Origin of the sequence: Gilliamella sp. BG1 (assembly GCF_046635625.1) — a bacterium.
Lineage (GTDB): Bacteria > Pseudomonadota > Gammaproteobacteria > Enterobacterales > Orbaceae > Gilliamella > Gilliamella bombi.
The window spans coordinates 25428-43794 of the sequence record NZ_JBIDFG010000015.1 but is presented as its reverse complement, the minus strand read 5'-3'; the positions used below and the strand labels follow the sequence as shown (position 1 = coordinate 43794).

General features: G+C 31.0%; 14 protein-coding genes and 1 pseudogene. 11 read left to right on the top strand and 4 right to left on the bottom strand.

Annotation, left to right across the window (positions count from 1 at the left end):
• Window positions 1–40: 40 nt before the first annotated feature.
• The 4 genes and pseudogenes from ACGH80_RS09180 to ACGH80_RS09165 form a co-directional block, all read right to left on the bottom strand.
• Window positions 41–725, bottom strand: a pseudogene (locus tag ACGH80_RS09180) (aldo/keto reductase); the annotation flags it as partial.
• Between the two features lie 215 nt (window positions 726–940).
• On the bottom strand, window positions 941–2527 hold the full coding sequence (locus ACGH80_RS09175) for a sulfatase-like hydrolase/transferase (protein ID WP_174799012.1): 1587 nt from the start codon (window positions 2525–2527) through the stop codon (window positions 941–943).
• Between the two features lie 157 nt (window positions 2528–2684).
• A complete protein-coding gene (locus ACGH80_RS09170) occupies window positions 2685–4001 on the bottom strand; it encodes a phosphoethanolamine transferase (RefSeq protein ID WP_202983949.1) in 1317 nt (438 codons plus the stop codon).
• Window positions 4002–4713: 712 nt separating this feature from the next.
• Window positions 4714–6315: a phosphoethanolamine transferase gene (locus ACGH80_RS09165; protein ID WP_202983950.1), complete on the bottom strand. Its 1602-nt coding sequence runs from the start codon at window positions 6313–6315 to the stop codon at window positions 4714–4716.
• A gap of 307 nt (window positions 6316–6622) precedes the next feature.
• Between ACGH80_RS09165 and ACGH80_RS09160 the strand changes: the two genes are divergently transcribed.
• The 11 genes from ACGH80_RS09160 (at window position 6623) to ACGH80_RS09110 (ending at window position 18352) form a co-directional block, all read left to right on the top strand.
• Window positions 6623–6856, top strand: coding sequence for a Flp family type IVb pilin (locus ACGH80_RS09160; protein ID WP_202983951.1), 234 nt, complete (start codon window positions 6623–6625; stop codon window positions 6854–6856).
• A 108-nt stretch (window positions 6857–6964) separates the two neighbouring features.
• Window positions 6965–8272 carry a CpaF family protein gene (locus ACGH80_RS09155; RefSeq protein ID WP_174799013.1) on the top strand — a complete coding sequence of 436 codons (1308 nt, stop codon included), beginning with the start codon at window positions 6965–6967 and terminating at the stop codon, window positions 8270–8272.
• Window positions 8269–9195 carry a type II secretion system F family protein gene (locus ACGH80_RS09150; protein WP_174799014.1) on the top strand — a complete coding sequence of 309 codons (927 nt, stop codon included), beginning with the start codon at window positions 8269–8271 and terminating at the stop codon, window positions 9193–9195. Before ACGH80_RS09155 ends, ACGH80_RS09150 begins: the two co-directional genes overlap by 4 nt.
• Before the next feature lie 3 nt (window positions 9196–9198).
• Window positions 9199–10077, top strand: coding sequence for a type II secretion system F family protein (locus tag ACGH80_RS09145; protein ID WP_174799015.1), 879 nt, complete (start codon window positions 9199–9201; stop codon window positions 10075–10077).
• Window positions 10078–10090: 13 nt separating this feature from the next.
• The gene (locus ACGH80_RS09140) at window positions 10091–11503 is read left to right on the top strand and encodes a tetratricopeptide repeat protein (protein WP_411631009.1); all 1413 of its coding nucleotides are present in this window, start codon (window positions 10091–10093) and stop codon (window positions 11501–11503) included.
• Window positions 11504–11553: 50 nt separating this feature from the next.
• On the top strand, window positions 11554–12438 hold the full coding sequence (locus tag ACGH80_RS09135) for a hypothetical protein (protein ID WP_174799017.1): 885 nt from the start codon (window positions 11554–11556) through the stop codon (window positions 12436–12438).
• Window positions 12439–12440: 2 nt separating this feature from the next.
• Window positions 12441–13874, top strand: a complete 1434-nt coding sequence (locus ACGH80_RS09130; RefSeq protein ID WP_174799018.1) for a type II and III secretion system protein family protein — start codon at window positions 12441–12443, stop codon at window positions 13872–13874.
• 18 nt (window positions 13875–13892) lie between these two features.
• Window positions 13893–15056: a hypothetical protein gene (locus ACGH80_RS09125; protein ID WP_174799019.1), complete on the top strand. Its 1164-nt coding sequence runs from the start codon at window positions 13893–13895 to the stop codon at window positions 15054–15056.
• Between the two features lie 30 nt (window positions 15057–15086).
• A complete protein-coding gene (locus ACGH80_RS09120) occupies window positions 15087–15551 on the top strand; it encodes a TadE/TadG family type IV pilus assembly protein (RefSeq protein ID WP_174799020.1) in 465 nt (154 codons plus the stop codon).
• Between the two features lie 32 nt (window positions 15552–15583).
• Window positions 15584–16354, top strand: coding sequence for a tight adherence pilus pseudopilin TadF (tadF, locus tag ACGH80_RS09115; RefSeq protein WP_174799021.1), 771 nt, complete (start codon window positions 15584–15586; stop codon window positions 16352–16354).
• 135 nt (window positions 16355–16489) lie between these two features.
• Complete coding sequence (locus tag ACGH80_RS09110; RefSeq protein WP_411578443.1) at window positions 16490–18352, top strand: hypothetical protein; 1863 nt, start codon at window positions 16490–16492, stop codon at window positions 18350–18352.
• Window positions 18353–18367: the final 15 nt, after the last annotated feature.

Sequence of the window (18367 nt, the reverse complement as noted above, 5' to 3'; positions counted from 1 at the left end):
ATAGCTCAATAAAGTAGCTCATTTTTCTTTATTGTTTTTTCTATTTCACAATGGACATAAACCACTCCACCGTTTTTGGATCCTGATGCGAGAAGAATAAGCTATGACCTGTATCTAAAGCCGCTATACTTGCCATTTCTTGATTTGAAAGTGAGAAGTTAAATACATCAAAGTTTTCTTCCATTCGTTCTTTTCGGGTCGATTTAGGAATGACAACAATACCATTTTGAATCAGAAAACGCAGTGCAACTTGTGCAACTGATTTTTGATGTTTTTTGCCAATTTCAATAAGTACTGGGTTTTCAAAAAAATTGTTTTTACCCTCGGCAAATGGTCCCCATGATATTATTTGTGTATTTAGCTTTTGCATCACTTCGCGTGCTACTTTTTGTTGTTGAAATACATGTGTTTCAACTTGATTAGCCGCTGGTTTTATACGAACAAAATGGTTTAAATCAATAAGGCGATCTGGATAAAAATTGCTAACGCCGATGGCTTTAGCCTTGCCTTGTTCGTAAGCTTCTTCCATTGCGTGATAAGCACCGTAGTAGTCATTAAATGGCTGGTGAATTAATAGTAAATCAATATAATCTGTCTTTAATTTGCGTAATGACTCTTCTATTGATTGTTTGGCTTTGTCATAGTTAGTGTTGGTGATCCATATTTTTGTGGTAATAAATAGTTCTTGACGGGGGAATGCTACATTTTTGTATGGCATTGCCAACCTGACGTATTTTAAAAATTAAGACCTGTTTTAGATGGACGGTAAATCCATCTAACATTCATTATTTAGCCAAATTTAAAATATTAGCAATGACCTGCTTGCTATAAATGTCACTAACAGCAAAAAAGGGGCGTTTTGTGCCCCCTTTTATAATATTTTTATATAAAATTTATAGTCGATTTCTATCAATTCCTCAAACGTATAATAGGTAACAAATTAATGCTTGTTGAGAACTTCTAAAAAAGGCATGACACTACTGTTTGGCATAAAAACTCGATCATTGTTTTTTTCTTTGTCAAGGATAACTGGATCAATCTCATAACCTAACAGATTAGAAAGAATATATTTATTCATAAGCCCACTTAAATAGCCATCTGGTCCTCGAAATGATTCAATAAATTGACAATTATATCGTTGATTGGTTGATATAAACATAAAAGGGATTAGGAACTGGTCAACGTTGTCACCTATACCATGCCCAACATTCACAATTTCGCCATGATCCGAGGTATAAATAACGGTATAGTTGTTACTATATTTATTAATAACATCATATAATGCTTTGATTGCACGGTCGGTGTGATGAATAGTTAAATCATATTCTTCGACATCAGGTAAAGCCAACTTATCAACTTCATCATAACCTTTTGTATAGGGTTGATGGCTACCGCGCAAATGTACAAAAATAAATTTTTTTGGAGAATTATCTTTTTGTAGGGTGTCTTCTAATAATTGACTTAAATTAATATCCAGAATATCTTCAGTAAAAGTGATAACATCGCTTTTACGTGCAATAAAACCAAACTTAGTATTAAATGTACCTTGAATTTGTTGCCCAGCCGATGCTAACCAATAGGTTTTGTAATGATTGAACTTAGCCATCTCAATAATCGATTTATTATCAAATAAATTATCATCACTTTCGGGCACATTGAATGAAAGTGTCATAGGTATAGAATCCCGAGTAAAGGCTGCCGCTGAGTGGCTATTTGGGATAATACATCCGCCATTTTGACTAAAAATATTGGTCATAAAAGGCGTAGTTTGTTTATGATAACCGTAAGTGCTATAGCGGGAAACTAAAGATGATTCCCCCATGATAAATACGATCAAGTCGTTATCAGGCTTACTAGGCGGCAAAAGAATAGCCTCATTAAATTTTTCAATTTCATTGGTACTTGAATAAATATCTGTTGATGCATAACTAGCCAAAAGATAGGATAAATTACCCAATGCCGCTGGATAAATTCGACGAACTATCTCAGCAGTAGTTTTATAGTTGCCTCTCTCGATTTCAGACTTCTCTGCTAAATTTTGTGAAAAAACAATAAAAAAAAGTAAAATTAAATACAATATTAATGGAATAACAGGTCTAAATTTAACAGTAATTGCTTTTCTAAAAATAAATAAAATAAGAAAAGTTGCAATAAATGCGGGGCCAGCTATGATTAAAACTTGTTTAGACATTGACAATATTTCATAAGAACTGGTTTCTACTATAGAGTCGAGCACGGTATCAGATATTACTTGCCCGTAATAAATAAAATAACTTATTTCTAGTAAAAACAGAAATAGAAATAACGAGCCAAGAGCAAATATAAAATAATTAGGGCTAAGAATACTAGTATGTAAAAGAATAATAAAACATAAAGTTGTTATCAAAACGGCATAAAATATAGGTTCATTAAAAATAAATTTGCCGCCAATAACATCAAATGTTAAGTAAGAAAAAATAGCACTAAAAACGATATAAACCAACAATAAAATGAAAGAAAGATTCCATTTAATTTTAAAAAATTTCATTATATTACCTTATTATATTTTTAACATATTAGGTTAACTTATTGTTCTATTTGTGTGATTGTTAGCTTGTACTGAATCAATTTTTTTAACAACTTAATGTATTTATTAAAAAACATAATGATGATAAAAAATTTTTCAACGTATAGTAAGTAACAAATTAATGTTTGTTAAGTACTTCTAAAAAAGGCATGACACTGCTGTTTGGCATAAAAACTCGATCATTGTTTTTTTCTTTGTCAAGGATAGCTGGATCAATCTCATAACCTAACAGATTAGAAAGAATATATTTATTCATAAGCCCACTTAAATAACCATCTGGTCCTCGAAATGATTCAATAAATTGACAATTATATCGTTGATTGGTTGATATAAACATAAAAGGGATTAGGAACTGGTCAACGTTGTCACCTATACCATGCCCAACATTCACAATTTCGCCATGATCCGAAGTGTAAATAATGGTATAGTTGTTACTATATTTATTGATAACATCATATAATGCTTTGATTGTACGGTCGGTGTGATGAATAGTTAAATCATATTCTTCGACATCAGGTAAAGCCAACTTATCAACTTCATCATAACCTTTTGTATAGGGTTGATGGCTACCGCGCAAATGCACAAAAATAAATTTTTTTGGAGAATTATCTTTTTGTAGGGTGTCTTCTAATAATTGACTTAAATTAATATCCAAAAGATCTTCACTAAAAGTGATAACATCGCTTTTACGTGCAATAAAGCCATATTTAGTATTAAATGTACCTTTAATTCGTTGCCTAGCCGATGCTAACCAATAGGTTTTGTAATGATTGAACTTAGCCATTTCAATAATCGATTTATTATCGAATAAGTTATCATTACTTTCGGGTACATTGAATGAAAGTGTCATTGGTATAGAATCCCGGGTTAAAGCGGCTGCTGAGTGGCTATTTGGGATAATACATCCGCCATTTTGACTAAAAATATTGGTCATAAAAGGCGTAGTTTGTTGATGATAACCATAAGCGCTATAGCGGGAAACTAAAGAAGATTCGCCCATAATAAATACGATCAAGTCGTTATCAGGCTTATTAGGAGGTAAAATCACAGCTTGATTAAATTTCTCAATTTCATTGGTATTTGAATAGATATCCGTTGATGCATAACTAGTTAAAATATAAGCTAAATTAGCAAGTACAGCAGGATAACATTTACGAATTATGCTATCACTAGTTTTATAGAAACCTCGCTTAATATCAGGTTTTAATGCTGTGTAATTTACTAGACAATAAATAAGGTAGAACAATATAAGCACATAAATAGTTATGGGAATAAAAAGTTTAAATTTAATACGAACAATTTTTTTAAGAATCAATAAAATAAAGAAGTCTGCAATAAGCGCAGGAATTATTATGATTGAAGCTTGTTTAGCCATTGACATTGCTTCATAAGAATTAGTCTCAATAATAGAATCAAGTACTCCTTCTGATATCATTTCTCCATAAAAAATAAAATAACTAATTTCGGATAAAAAAAGAAATAATAATGAAAAGCCAAAGACAACAATAAGCTTATGACAGCTGCAAATACAATTATGTACTATCATAATAAAAATTAAAGTTGTTATTATTGTAATATAGAAAAACAAATCCCCAAAAATAGATTCGGTAGATTTTTCATGATAGCTATTATTAAAGCAGTAAGACCAGATAACACTGATAAATGTATAAACTAATAACAATAACATTAAGGGCAGAACTCTTTTTATCCCACATAATTTCATAAAATATGACCTCATCCTATATTTGTGTATTTACTAGTTAAAGGTAACAGTTGATTTTGTTACTCCAGTCCTTAAATATCCTCTAGAATATCTCGCCACGTACAGCTACCGCGTATTCAATATAAAACATTTTCTAGTCTGTTTCTATATGCTTGTTTATTTTTATTTTTTCTTATTTATTTACAATTTCTGTTTTTTCCCAGTAGTTATCTGTTACAGATGTTCTACATATAGCGTGCTGTTATTGCCCATTTTGGCAAAACTATATCATATACAATATCTTTTTATTTTCTTTTTATTGAAAGATCGATAGCCTCTAGTATGTAATAACAAAAAGGAGCTATATTTTTACGGCCCATTTAATATTTTGTATAAAATTCATAGTCTATCTCTATCAATTTCTCAACGTATAATAGGTAACAAATTAATGTTTGTTAAGTACTTCTAAAAAAGGCATGACACTGCTGTTTGGCATAAAAACTCGATCATTGTTTTTTTCTTTGTCAAGGATAGCTGGATCAATCTCATAGCCTAACAGATTAGAAAGAATATATTTATTCATAAGCCCACTTAAATAGCCGTCTTGTCCCCGAAATGATTCAATAAATTGGCAATTATATCGTTGATTGGTTGATATAAACATAAAAGGGATTAGGAACTGGTCAACATTGTCACCTATACCATGCCCAACATTCACAATTTCGCCATGATCCGAGGTATAAATAACGGTATAGTTGTTACTATATTTATTAATAACATCATATAATGCTTTGATTGTACGGTCGGTATGATGAATAGTTAAATCATATGCTTCGGCATCAGGTAAAGCCAACTTATCAACTTCATCATAACCTTTTGTATAGGGTTGATGGCTACCGCGCAAATGCACAAAAATAAATTTTTTTGAAGAATTATCTTTTTGTAGAGTGTCTTCTAATAATTGACTTAAATTAATATCCAAAAGATCTTCACTAAAAGTGATAACATCGCTTTTACGCGCAATAAAACCAAATTTGCTATTAAATGTACCTTGAATTGCTTGCGCAGCCGATGCTAACCAATAGGTTTTGTAATGATTGAACTTAGCCATCTCAATAATCGATTTATTATCGAACAAATTATCATTACTTTCGGGCACATTGAATGAAAGTGTCATTGGTATAGAATCCCGGGTTAAAGCGGCTGCTGAGTGGCTATTTGGGATAATACATCCGCCATTTTGACTAAAAATATTGGTCATAAAAGGCGTAGTTTGCTGATGATAACCATAAGCGCTATAGCGGGAAACTAAAGAAGATTCGCCCATAATAAATACGATCAAGTCGTTATCAGGCTTATTAGGAGGTAAAATCACAGCTTGATTAAATTTCTCAATTTCATTGGTATTTGAATAGATATCCGTTGATGCATAACTAGCCAAAAGATAGGATAAATCGCCTAGCACAGCAGGGAATATTGTTCGAATTACACTAACACTACTTTTAAGATGACCATTTTTAATGTCAGACTTTAGTGATGATTTAGTTACTAGGAATAAAAGAACAACGGATAGTATAAGTATATACAAAGATAGGGGGACAAAAATCCTAAATTTAACAAAAATTAATTTTTTAAGAACAAATAAAAAAAGAAAGGTTGTAATAAATGCTGGACCTATTATGAGCAAAGCCTGTTTAGTCATTGACGTTACTTCGTGAGAATTAGTCTCAATAATAGAATCAAGTACTCCTTCTGATATTATTTCCCCATAAAAAATACAATAACTAATTTCAGATAAAAAAAGAAATAAAAATAAAAACCCAAAGACAACAATGGGTTTATGACGACTACTAATACTTGTATGTACTAACACAATAAAACATAAAGTTGTTATTGTAATTAGATAAAAAAAAGGATTTTCAAAACAAAATCCATCCCTTTGTGCTCCAGACTTAGTAAGGTAAATAAAAGCAAAAATAACACTAATAAAAGTATAGATTAACAGTAAAATTAAGCGGGAACTTCTTTTAATTCCATATGATTTCATAATATATCTTAGTTATCTTATCGTTATTTTGTAAAAATTATAATAATCAATTATATTTTTTCAATTAAATTTTATTAAACAGAGTGCATTATTGAATTTTTAAAAATACATGTTTTTGAAAAAAAAGAAGTAATATAATTATGTTAATGGTGAATATTTACACAATAATAATGATGTGAATTATTAAAATACAATTTTCGATCGATAGCTAGTCATTTTAATTTTATTAGTGTAAGATATGTACACTTCTTGATAAAGAAGTATAAATTTTTAGTAATAATTAAAAAGTATTTAAAAGGAGAAAATAATGATGTATTTATCAGCAATTCGTGCTCAAACAAGAAATTTTTTAGGTAAATTTGTTAAAAATGAAAAAGGTGTAACAGCAATTGAATATGCAATTGTTGCAGCTGGTGTTGCTACTGTTGTATTCGTTGTCTTTAAAGGTGATGGTCCAGTAGCTTCAATGTTAAGTAATGTTTTTAGTACTTTAAAAACTAAAGTAATTTCTACAATCAATACTGTATCTACTGGTGCTTAATTTAGTTTGAAGATAATGTATTATTAATCTTTGTTAAGTCAAAGTTGCTAGCACGAGTTAAAGTGCTAGTAACTTTTTTGTAATGTAAAAAATAATATAATAAATGTTATGGCTAATGGACAATCTAAGTTTTCTGATGAATGGGGTAGAGTTCGTGACTTGGTTTTTCAAGTACTTGATCTTGATTTAATTGAGCAATTAAAAAACGAACCCAATCGAGTTTTGCGTGAAATTCAAACAATAATCAGAGATATTGTTAATTCTGGCAATGCTTATATTACTGCCGATGAATCGGGTGTATTGGCAGGTATGATTTGCGATGAAATTATTGGTTATGGTCCAATTGACTCATTAATGAAAGATGAAACGGTTAATGATATTTTAGTCAACGGTCCTTATAGTATTTATGTTGAACGGGGCGGGGTCCTTGCCAAAACGGATAAGTTTTTTATAAACGAACGTCAACTACTTGATATCGCAAGACGTTTAGTCAATAAAGTCGGTAAAAATATTGATGAGGCACATCCTTTAGTCGATTCACGGATGCCCGATGGTAGCCGACTTAATGTTGTTATTCCTCCAGTTGCCATTGATGGAACGTCGATGTCAATTCGTAAATTTGGTACTGGCCGTCGAACATTTCATGACTTGATCAACTATGGTTCACTAAATGAGGACATGGCTAATTTTTTAGTTATTGCTGCTCGATGTCGAATGAATATTATTGTTTCAGGTGGAACAGGTTCTGGTAAAACAACAATGCTTAATGCATTGTCTGGATTTATAGGTGAACATGAGCGAACTATTACACTTGAAGATGCCGCTGAATTAAAGTTGCAGCAAGATCATGTGCTTAGACTGGAAACCAAATCAGGTGGTGAAGATGGTCGTGGAAGAGTAACTATGCAAAATCTCTTAGTTAATGCATTGCGTATGCGACCAGATCGAATTATTTTAGGGGAGTGCCGTGGTGAAGAAGCTTTTGAAATGCTTCAAGCTATGAATACGGGTCACAATGGTTCAATGTCGACATTACACGCCAATACTGCTAAAGATGCTTTATCTCGATTAGAAAGTATGATCATTATGGCTCAACCTGAATTACCTATTGTTGCAATTAGACATTATATTGCTTCTTCCGTTAACTATATTATTCAGGCTTCACGCCTTCCAGATGGACAACGTAAAGTAATGAGTATTACTGAAGTTATGGGATTAGAATCCGATAATATTGTTACTCATGACGTTTTTAAGTTTAAAATTCATGACGAAAGAGACGGAAATGGTAAGATTCAAGGTGAATTTGTCTGTAATGGATTAGTTAGGCGATCTGCACTTTATGATAGTGCTCAATATTATGAAATGTCAGATGTGTTAGAAAAACTAATGTTAAATGCAGTAGGTTTAAAAACATGATTCTACTTCTTTCGCTGGTGCTTATTTTTGTTGCCATTATAAATATTTTTGCATTGCATCGCCGTAGTGGGCGATTACAAGTATTTTATAATGTCGAAACTAAAAATACTTCGTTATCAAGTTTGGTCGAAAGACAATTATCTCAAAAAAAGCAATCCTCTTGGGAACGCATCAGCTTTAATATTAAAATGATGATTAGAGCTGATTACAATTTTCTTGTAATAGGGCAATCAAAAAGTCGGTTGTTTGTTTATATTTTTGCAGGTACAGTTGCAGGTATCATATTGAATGAAAAGTATATTAACTATAATAGCTATTTTGCTACTTTAGTTAGTATTATTATCACAATTGTTATAATTATTTATATAAAAAAAAGAAAGTTAAAAAAAGAGTTTTACGATACATTTCCTGAAGCATTAAACACTATTACAGGTGTTGTGTCATCTGGTGGTGCAATAACAACAAGTTTTAAAACGTGTGGAAATTCTATTGGTGGAATTGTTGGTGAAGTAATGAAGGATGTGGATAGCCGAATTGAAATTGGTGAAAATATTGAGGATGTGTTAATAAGATCTTATTTAAGGCTTCCATTTCCAGAATATTATTTTTTTATTTTGACAGTAATGGTTAATCTAGATAGTGGTGGAGAATTAAAAGAAGTTCTTAGTCGGTTAACAAAAATGTTAATAAACAATCGAATTTTAACTAAAACTAGAGACGGTAAAACGGCTGAATTAAGAATGACTATGAAAATACTAGGTGGTATGCCTTTTGCTTTTATTTTTATTCTTAAATTTGCTTCACCAGCAAATTATGAACAATTGGTTGGCACAACAGCTGGTCATTATGTTTTATATTATATATTTGGTAGTGTGGTTATTGGGCTTTTCATTATAAAAGGAATGGTTAATAAGGTCATTTAAATTATGATGAATTTATTAAATATATTAATTCCCATTATTTTAATTTTTATAGGTAGTAGAGAATTAGTCTGCTTATATTTGTTGCATCAAAGAAAAGAAAAACTTAATTTGTTATTAAGTAATGAAAATGAAGAAAAGAGAACACCTAAAAAGCATATTAACCAAAGAAATCTTGCTTTTGAGAGACTCGCTGAAAAAAATAGTATAAGCTTAACTTTTTTGCGCCGTTTTCAAGAACAAAATAGTTGGAAGATTTACGCTATCATTATCGGATTTTCATTTTTTTATCTTGTGAATCAAATATTTTCTTTTATTGAACTTAGTTCAAATATATTACTAATTGTATTATTCCTTATTATTATTATAGTCATTATTCTGCCTGATAGATTGGTAAAAAAACAAACAGAAAAAAGAATTAAAAGAATTTCACAAGATTTACCATTGATCATTGATATGATGGCAATTATGGTGAAATCAGGTATGACAGTCGAAAATGGTTTTAGATATTTAAGCACAAGAGTAAAACCAATTAATAGGGATGTGGCAACTATTTTAGAAAGAGCTTGTTTAATGATGGATGTTAATGGTATCGAGCTCGCTATTGATTTAATTTTGAAAGAAGTACCGTGTAAAGAAGTCAGAATGTTTTGTATTACTTTAAAAAGGAGTATTAGTTATGGTAATTCGATTTATGACGCTTTATTAGAATTATCAGCTGAAATCAGAGAAGTACAAAAATTAACAATAGAAGAAAGAATCGCTGCTATTGCAGCTAAAATGACAATGCCGATGATGGTATTCTTTTTAGTTCCTGTTCTTGTTGTTGTAGTTGCGCCAGTTATTATGAATATTATATCGACATTAAGTCAGATGAATAATTAAGGATCTAGAGATAATGAATGATTTTTTAAAATTCTGTAAACCAAAAGTGTTAATAAATCCGAAATTTATTGCGGTATGTTCAATATTGTTTGTTGCTACTGGATGTCAAAATAGTACCTTAAGATATGATTTAAATGAGCAGCAAAAAATTTTCATTCATGAAACCACAAAAAATTATGGTGGTTTAATTGAGCTTTATAAACAACGTTTACAAAGATCTGATACTGAAGATACAAGATATAAACTTGCTCAAGTCTATTATTTATCTAATGATTATGAAGCATCAAAAAGAACATTAACCCCTGTTTTAAATAAAAGCAAAAATGATAATCTTTTTGTTTTGTATGGTCATGTTGAATCAAAAATGGGGAATAATGACACTGCATTAGAATATTTAGACAAAGCAATCACGATTAATCCTAAAAACGGTGAAGCGTATAATGTAAAAGGTATTGTTTTGTTGAAAAAGAAACAATACGATGCTGCACGATATTCATTCAATCTAGCTAGAGAAAACTTTTATGATGAGAACAAAGTCACAAATAATCTAGCTATGCTATCAATTTTGAATCAAGATTATAATGAGGCTTATAAGCACTTAAATATTTTATATACAAAAGGATATCGTGACCAAACCATTCTTCATAACTTGCTTTACACGTTAGTTAAATTAAATAAAATTCAATTAGCTAAGTCATTTTGCTTAGGGCATAGGTTATCTAGTGAGCCAGAAATATTAATACAAGAACTAAAACAGATCGAGCCAATTAAAGCGATTAAATTTAATGAAATTGTGCCAGCGCAAAGCGAAAATCAAAAGCAGTATACAATTGAAATATCGGCATCACAAAAGGTAGATAAAACGGACAAGAAAGTTGTTAAGCCTGAAAAAGTAACTAATTCACAAACAACTGATAAGTCGGAAGTTAGTGCTAAATTATCGAGTGTGGCTAAATTAGATTCAGAAACTGAATCCAAAACAGCTTCTCAAGCTACTGCAACTAATTCGGCAGTTGTTAATAAAACAGATTCTAAACAAAATAATCAAGTCAATCGGGCGGCGACTCAATCGACTATTTTAGCTGTTCGATCTGGCGAACATCGAAAATTTAGTCGAATAACTTTTGAAACAGTTAGTCCATTAAATAAAAATCAATACGTAATTGAAAAAATTTCATCAACAGAGTTCAAATTATCGTTATATGACGTAACCCTTCCTAGCAAAGGAATAAATTATATCATTAACCAAATATCTCGTAGTGATCGTGATTTTGCCAATGTTACAGGAACTTTAACTGCCGAAAAAACATTAGTTTTACAAATAAAAACAAAACAAGACTCAATAGTGAAGGATTTCGATGCAGGCCCTAATTCTAACGGTAAAGCTCATTGCTTTGCATTTGATTTTTATTTAGAGAATAAATAAGTGCAAAAAAAATAATAATAACAATAGATATAAAATTTTAGGGAGTTTGCATGAAACAAAAAAAAATAATTATTCTATATATATTAATGTTAGTTGTGGGACTGGCATTACTATTTACTAAATCATCGCCTGAACCTGTTGCTGAGCCCATAGTTCAGCAACCAGTTCAAGTTAAAGAAGAACCTAAAAAAGAAGAACCTAAAACAGAAATCATAACAGTAGCTGTTGCTAAGCGTGATATTAGTAAAAGAAAAATTTTGACTAAGGATGACTATTATTTTAAATCGATAGAAGTCAAAATTGGGTCTAATGACAAATCCAAATATATAGGCGATGCAACAGAAATCGATGCTTATGTTGCTAAAAATAATATTGCAAAAGATGCATTTATAGAAAGAAGTTTTATTGCTGCACCTAATTCAGAGGAATACTTAATGTCAGCGATAAAAGAAGGAAATTATATGTTTCCATTCAAATTGGATCAAATTGATTCATACTTGGTAAAAAATCTAAAGAGTGGCGATCTTGTTGATCTTTATATATTTTATAGTGATGATGAAATAGCTAAGTCTAATACTAATAGTAAAAATTATAAAGAAGATAGATTAGTTTCACCTAGTGATGATTTTGTTAAAAATCGCATAAAACCAATTATTGTTGGTAAAAAGATTCTCTATATTGATCTAGGAGATACAATAGACCAAAAATTTCAGAGAAAAGAGGTAGGTCAAGTTCAATTAGAGCTTTCAAATCAAGAAATTAAATTATTAAGAACACTAATGACCAATTCCACAGTTATGATGTATCCAAGTACTTATAAACAAAATGTTGATGATGGATTACGTTTGTTAAGTGATAAAGAAAAGAAATGGCCATTAACTGATAAAGCTATTTTCTCAAAGAAAAAACAAATTAATTTGCTAAAAGGGAATTAAGAATGCTAATAAAAGTTAAACCAATTATGAACAAAATCAAACTGCTAGCTTGTTTATTATCAATTAGCTTCTCTCCGTTGGTTTTTGCTAATACTCACAATTTACATATTGGGCAAAGTAAAACAATTGTTTTACCTGAGAATGTAGGTACGGTTTTTATTAGTCAAGACAGCGTTGCAAATTATGAAGTTGTTGATGGTAAATCACTAATTATATATGGTAAACAAAATGGTAGAACTAGTTTACTTGTTTATGATGATGCAAATAATATTATTATTAATGACACCATTAATGTCGATCCACTTTTATCTCAAATTACAAATAGGTTAGCGCAAAACTTTCCAAATAGTAGCGTAACAATAGATCGTTACGATAACGGTGACCCAAGTGGTAGATTTGTCTATGTACTAAATGGTACTGCACCCGACACTACAACAAAAGGTAAAATCATGGCGCTTGTAGGTACACTTGTTGGGCAAAATGCAGAGCGAATACGAAATAAAGTATCAGGTGAAGATTTTGTCAACCAAGAACTTACATTCCAAGATTACTATGTATATAACAATATTATTGATAATATTAGAGTAATTGAAGAGTATCAAGTTAATGTCAGATTGACTTTTGTTGAAGTTAGCAAAACTTTTACTGATTCATTGGGTATTGAGTGGCAAAGCTTAACTTTGGATAGTATGGCCAAAGGTCAAGATTTTAAGATGAACAATATTGGCGAGTTCACTCTATTAGGTCTAAAAAAAGGATTTAATATTCATAACATTACTACAATGATTCGTGCTATAAAAAATGATCGCCTAGCTAAAATTTTAGCACAACCTAATTTATCTGTATTATCTGGCGAAAGTGCTGCATTTCTTGTTGGTGGTGAGATTCCCATTGTGACTAAAGGTAAAGATGGTGATTCTGAAGTTACTTATAAAGAGTATGGTATTAAATTAAATATCAGTACTAAAGTAAACAATGACAAACGCATTAGATTATTTATTAATAACGAAGTGAGTTCGGTTGCTGGTTCATATGCTTTTAATAACTATAATATACCGACTTTACAAACTCGAAAAACAAGTTCTACTATTGATTTATCTGATGGTGACAGCTTTGTTATTGCAGGATTAATTAGTGAACAGGACTCAGAAACATTATCCCGTATCCCTTTTGTTAGTGAAATTCCTATTTTAGGAGCATTGACTCGTAGTACTACAACTGGTCGTGAAAAGACTGAAATGGTCGTATTTGCAACAGTTAATTTAGTTACACCTAATAATAGTTTTGATGGTGTAGAATTACCGGTTTTAGAGCGAACAGATGCAGTAAATAGTTTCTTTAATATTAAGAATAATATGGATAAACAACGCCGAAAAACAGTACCAATATCTAATGAAAGTGAAAAGTTTATTAACGATATGGGTTTTATTGAATAAAAAATTAGTGGGATTTTTATGCAATTATTTGGTAATAAAAAAGATAAAGATATATCAAAAGAACCATCACAAGAATTTGTGGTTGGACGCATTTCTGGTTTTCAGATCGCTATTTTAAGCAAAAGACCTGAATTGATTGAAAATATTCGTTCGGTGCTTTTCCTTTACAATGTGTTAGCCATGGAGATCTTCTCATTAGAATTATCTGAATTAAAAGAGGACCCACGTTGGAATAAATATGATGCTATTATTTTAGATATTAAAGATGAAGGTGATGCTGAGCTATTATCTGAAAATGTCAATCGTTTTTTTCCAATTCAAGCATCAACAATACTTATTGGTAGCCATGATTCAATCCAGTTTTCTGAATTTTTATTAAAAAAAGGAATTCATTTTTTATTAGAGAATACTCAATTAGAGAAAATTCCTGATATCTTACACTCAAGGAGTATTACTCCACCTGGTTCTAGCCAAAGAGTAGGTAGCGTTATTACATTTTTAGGTTGTAAAGGTGGAATTGGCACATCATCATTAGCAGTTCATACACTAAAAAAAATCAGTTCGTTAACAAATTATCCGCTTCTTTATATCCAAGGTGCAACTACAAGCCCTAATGCAGATTTTTTATTTGAAACACCAATTCCTCAAGATGGTTCAATTGTTGATATTGAAATGTCTTTACGAGTAAAAGTTGAACTTGCTGATAAGGCTTGGAAATATGATGATCTAAATTCAGGTCAATTCAATATTACTGTTATTGATCAAAATATGGGATTGCAATCTTCGTTTAAGCATTTTGATGAAATCATAAAGCTTTCAAACATTGTGTTTATTGTAATAAATAGAGATCCCTTTTCAATCAAAGTTGCTAAGAGAATTTTGGAGGAAATCGCACGTATTAGTACACAAAATACGGATTTATTAAATAAACGTTTTTTGGTTTGTTTAAATGAAAACCTTCCTTATGATAAAAAAAATGCTTTGCAAAATGAGGATATTGAAGAATTCTTAGGTAGAAATATCGATTTTACACGCAAATTTATTCCAAGATTAGATAAATTTAAAAAAGCACATACTAGCAGTGAAATAAATGAAATGGCTGCGGCTATTATTGGTAATAAAAAAGTTAAAAAAAATAAACAAAAGATGTCTTTTTCAATATTAAAGAAAAAGAAAGATTAATCGTTAATATAATAGAGTAGAGCAAAAATTATGTTTAAATATTGGAAATTATTCTTTGGTCAAAAAAATGCAAGTGTTTCGATAGAGTTTGCAATTGTTTTTCCTTATTTAATTGTTCTATTTTTATTTGTACTAGAATTTAGTCGAATTATGATTATTGGTTCGGCTTTAGATCTGGTGACTACAGAAATAACTAGAAAAACGGCGATTTCTCAAAATGCAGACTATAATCAACAGTTGCAGGAGTTGATTAATTCTGAAGTGCCTTCATGGCCTTATATAGCAGATCCACAAAAATTTGAAATAACTGTGAAATACTGTAAAAAAATTGATGAGGCAATTAATAATAATTGCCTAAATACTCCAGTTAGCGATGCTCCAATACTATTATTTGAATTGAAGTATGACTACAATGCTATATTCTCCAAGCTGTTTGGTCGTATACTTGACAGCTCTCTGGAAAAGAAGACTATTGTTTACCGTGAGTTTTATTAAAATAATTGATAATTAAAGGAATGAAATAGCAAATGAGATATTCTGATAATTTTTTTCGTAATAAAGACGGTATAATTTCAATAGAGTTTGCAGCATGTTTTTGTTTGTTTTCACTTTTAGTATTTATTATCTATGATACTTACAGTAGTATCATGTTACAAAATAGATTAGAGCGGGCAAATTATACTGTAGCTTCTATTTTTCGTGAAAGATCAGCAATTTATCCAGTTATAAATGGCTCGACAGTTCAAGAGGTGGCTGCATTATGTGCTGATTCTAACTTCTGTTTTAATTCTCATGAGTTATTTGATGGTACTCAAGTGGAAGAACTCAGCCGCCTAGCAAGTTCATTACTAAATGGACGTAATGTTACTTTAAAAGTCGATAGTTTATTTATTTTTCAAGATGTTGCTAACCCCAAAAGCTTGGCTCATGCGCAACTTGTTAATCTAAGCGCTAGTTCTTGCTCCTCTGGTGTATGTAATGATGGTGGTATTGGGGACTATTTTAATTCGTTACCCAGTATGACTGATAATTCAAATAACTCACTTACTGACTATTCCAAACTTGTTCCGTATGTTGAACGTGCTGCTGATCCCACAACAGGGTTAGCAGGGCGTTGGATTCCCTTATATCGAGTTAGTATGTGTATAGTTAACGAAGAAAGCCTTTATTTAAAATGGTTTAATTCAAGCAGAAAAGCTACTGATACTTTACCAAATTTATGTAGCAATATTGTAGTGTTATCACGTTGTAATGATATTTCAAGCTCTGATGGAAATTGCCCAATTTATTATCGGTAATCAACACACTTTTGAGAGTATTATATGAGCCATAACAGACATAAACAAATTAATCATAAGAAATCTTTTTTTAAGTGTTCTTCAGGGAGTGCTGCTATAAGTTTCGCCTTGATGTTTCCTGCAATGCTAATTTGTATGTTAGTTTCAATAAATCATACTCAAACAATGCGCGACCGTGCAAGGATCTCAGAAGCGACTAACGAAGCTTCGTTGGCGATTATCGCATTAAACAATGAAAATGCTGATAAGACAGCAATTGAACAAAATCGCAAAATGGCATTGAACTATATTAATTATTTTGTTTATCAAAAAATTAGTGATGATTTAGTAGAAGATGCCGATGCCTCTATTAATATAGAATATAATAAAAACACAAAGGTATATAGTATTGCCTATAAACAGAAAGTTGATTCCTTAACAAGTAGTAAAGACAAAGGAAAAGTTGGTGAGTTAAATCAATCTATGATTGTTAGCAATAAAACTGAAAGTTATGGTAATACAAAGAAATTTGATAGATATGACTCATTTGATATTGCTTTTATTAGTGATTTTTCAGGTTCAGCAACATGCCAATATGGCGATACAGGTTGTAATGACTACTCTCCTCAAAATGGAAATAGTGATCAGCAACGTCTTCAATATATGAAACAAGCAATAGCTAATATTATTAATAATTTTCAAGGACATTCAGAGATTAAATTTGCATTAGTTCCTTATGATATTGGTGTGCCAGTTCAGCAAGACACTAAAAACCTAGCTGGTGGTGATAGCTATGGTTGTTCAGTTATGTACAAATTGAAAAGCCCCTATGATAAAGTTGATTATAACTTTTGGGCAAATAAAAACATTGCGTATGCTAGATGGAGTAATTTAAAGGAAAGCGGAGGGATGAGTGAGAGCTATTTAGATTATGACTATTTAGGTAAATATGAAAACTCGGTTACTTATTATTTGGATTATTTTAATTATCGTTATTATTCACAAATAATTGGACCAGCGAAAGGATTAAATAATGATAGTGCCTTAGTGCACGATGGATTGTGCCGTAATAGACATCAATCTGAAACGCTTAATATGGGAAAAGCAAGGTATGCTTGCGGTGAAAATAGTCCTGATTATCCATTGCGTCCTGAAAATAGGAAAATTATTGAAAGCCAATATGGTAAAGTTGTTCAACTATATGATTACATGTTTTCGGGAAAATATTCTGATGTACATTATTCATTTGCTAACACTAGAACAGTTGATGTACAAGGTACAATTGATGCATTGTTCAGTGGTATAAAAAGCAATACAATAACATTTAATCGACCTATTTCGCCTACTGTTAGTGATTTTTCGCCATTTTTTGGAATGTGCCAATCGCCTTTATATAGTAATAACATAATGAGCGAAAAGGTGATTAATTTACCGACTAACCATCGAAGGTTTTTAGAAGCATCAAAGCATATAGGAACATTTAAAGCTGTCCCTCATTTAGTCCCTTTTAGTAAAAATGGAAATCATAATTCGGATTTACTAAATTATATCCAGAATGGGAATTGGCAACCTGGCGGAGGAACAGACACTATAACAGCCTTGTTAAGGACAGTTCCTGTAATGGCAAATGGCTCTGCTAATAATAAAATGATGATTATTATTACAGATGGTAAAGATGATGCTGGAGCAGATATTCTCAGAGATAATTTTTTGGATGAAGGTGTTTGCCAAGCAATAACGGCTGGATTAACTTCAGCAACTAATAAAAATAACGGCTATATTGAAAGAGCAGCTAATACGGCGACGATTCACTATATAAAACTCGATCCTAATGCAGTCAATTTAACAACCGATGAACAATATACACAAGTGTATGGAAAATGGTTTACTAAATGTATGAATGGCAATAGAGAATATTTACACGAGGCTCGAGATTATCAGAGTTTATTTGATACTATGATAAAAATTATTCAGACAGAGACGGGTAATTTTGTTAACAAAGACGAATCTAATCAATAATGAAATAGAGGTTAC

What these genes read in the sequence shown, in the direction of transcription:
- ACGH80_RS09150 (WP_174799014.1), top strand. Translation starts at nt 8,269, where the DNA reads ATGATTCTACTTCTTTCGCTGGTGCTTATTTTTGTTGCCATTATAAAT.
- ACGH80_RS09160 (WP_202983951.1), top strand. Translation starts at nt 6,623, where the DNA reads ATGATGTATTTATCAGCAATTCGTGCTCAAACAAGAAATTTTTTAGGT.
- ACGH80_RS09165 (WP_202983950.1), bottom strand. Translation starts at nt 6,315, where the DNA reads ATGAAATCATATGGAATTAAAAGAAGTTCCCGCTTAATTTTACTGTTA.
- ACGH80_RS09125 (WP_174799019.1), top strand. Translation starts at nt 13,893, where the DNA reads ATGCAATTATTTGGTAATAAAAAAGATAAAGATATATCAAAAGAACCA.
- ACGH80_RS09175 (WP_174799012.1), bottom strand. Translation starts at nt 2,527, where the DNA reads ATGAAATTTTTTAAAATTAAATGGAATCTTTCTTTCATTTTATTGTTG.
- ACGH80_RS09130 (WP_174799018.1), top strand. Translation starts at nt 12,441, where the DNA reads ATGCTAATAAAAGTTAAACCAATTATGAACAAAATCAAACTGCTAGCT.
- ACGH80_RS09155 (WP_174799013.1), top strand. Translation starts at nt 6,965, where the DNA reads ATGGCTAATGGACAATCTAAGTTTTCTGATGAATGGGGTAGAGTTCGT.
- ACGH80_RS09110 (WP_411578443.1), top strand. Translation starts at nt 16,490, where the DNA reads ATGTTAGTTTCAATAAATCATACTCAAACAATGCGCGACCGTGCAAGG.
- ACGH80_RS09120 (WP_174799020.1), top strand. Translation starts at nt 15,087, where the DNA reads ATGTTTAAATATTGGAAATTATTCTTTGGTCAAAAAAATGCAAGTGTT.
- tadF (WP_174799021.1), top strand. Translation starts at nt 15,584, where the DNA reads ATGAGATATTCTGATAATTTTTTTCGTAATAAAGACGGTATAATTTCA.
- ACGH80_RS09170 (WP_202983949.1), bottom strand. Translation starts at nt 4,001, where the DNA reads ATGATATCAGAAGGAGTACTTGATTCTATTATTGAGACTAATTCTTAT.
- ACGH80_RS09140 (WP_411631009.1), top strand. Translation starts at nt 10,091, where the DNA reads ATGAATGATTTTTTAAAATTCTGTAAACCAAAAGTGTTAATAAATCCG.
- ACGH80_RS09135 (WP_174799017.1), top strand. Translation starts at nt 11,554, where the DNA reads ATGAAACAAAAAAAAATAATTATTCTATATATATTAATGTTAGTTGTG.
- ACGH80_RS09145 (WP_174799015.1), top strand. Translation starts at nt 9,199, where the DNA reads ATGATGAATTTATTAAATATATTAATTCCCATTATTTTAATTTTTATA.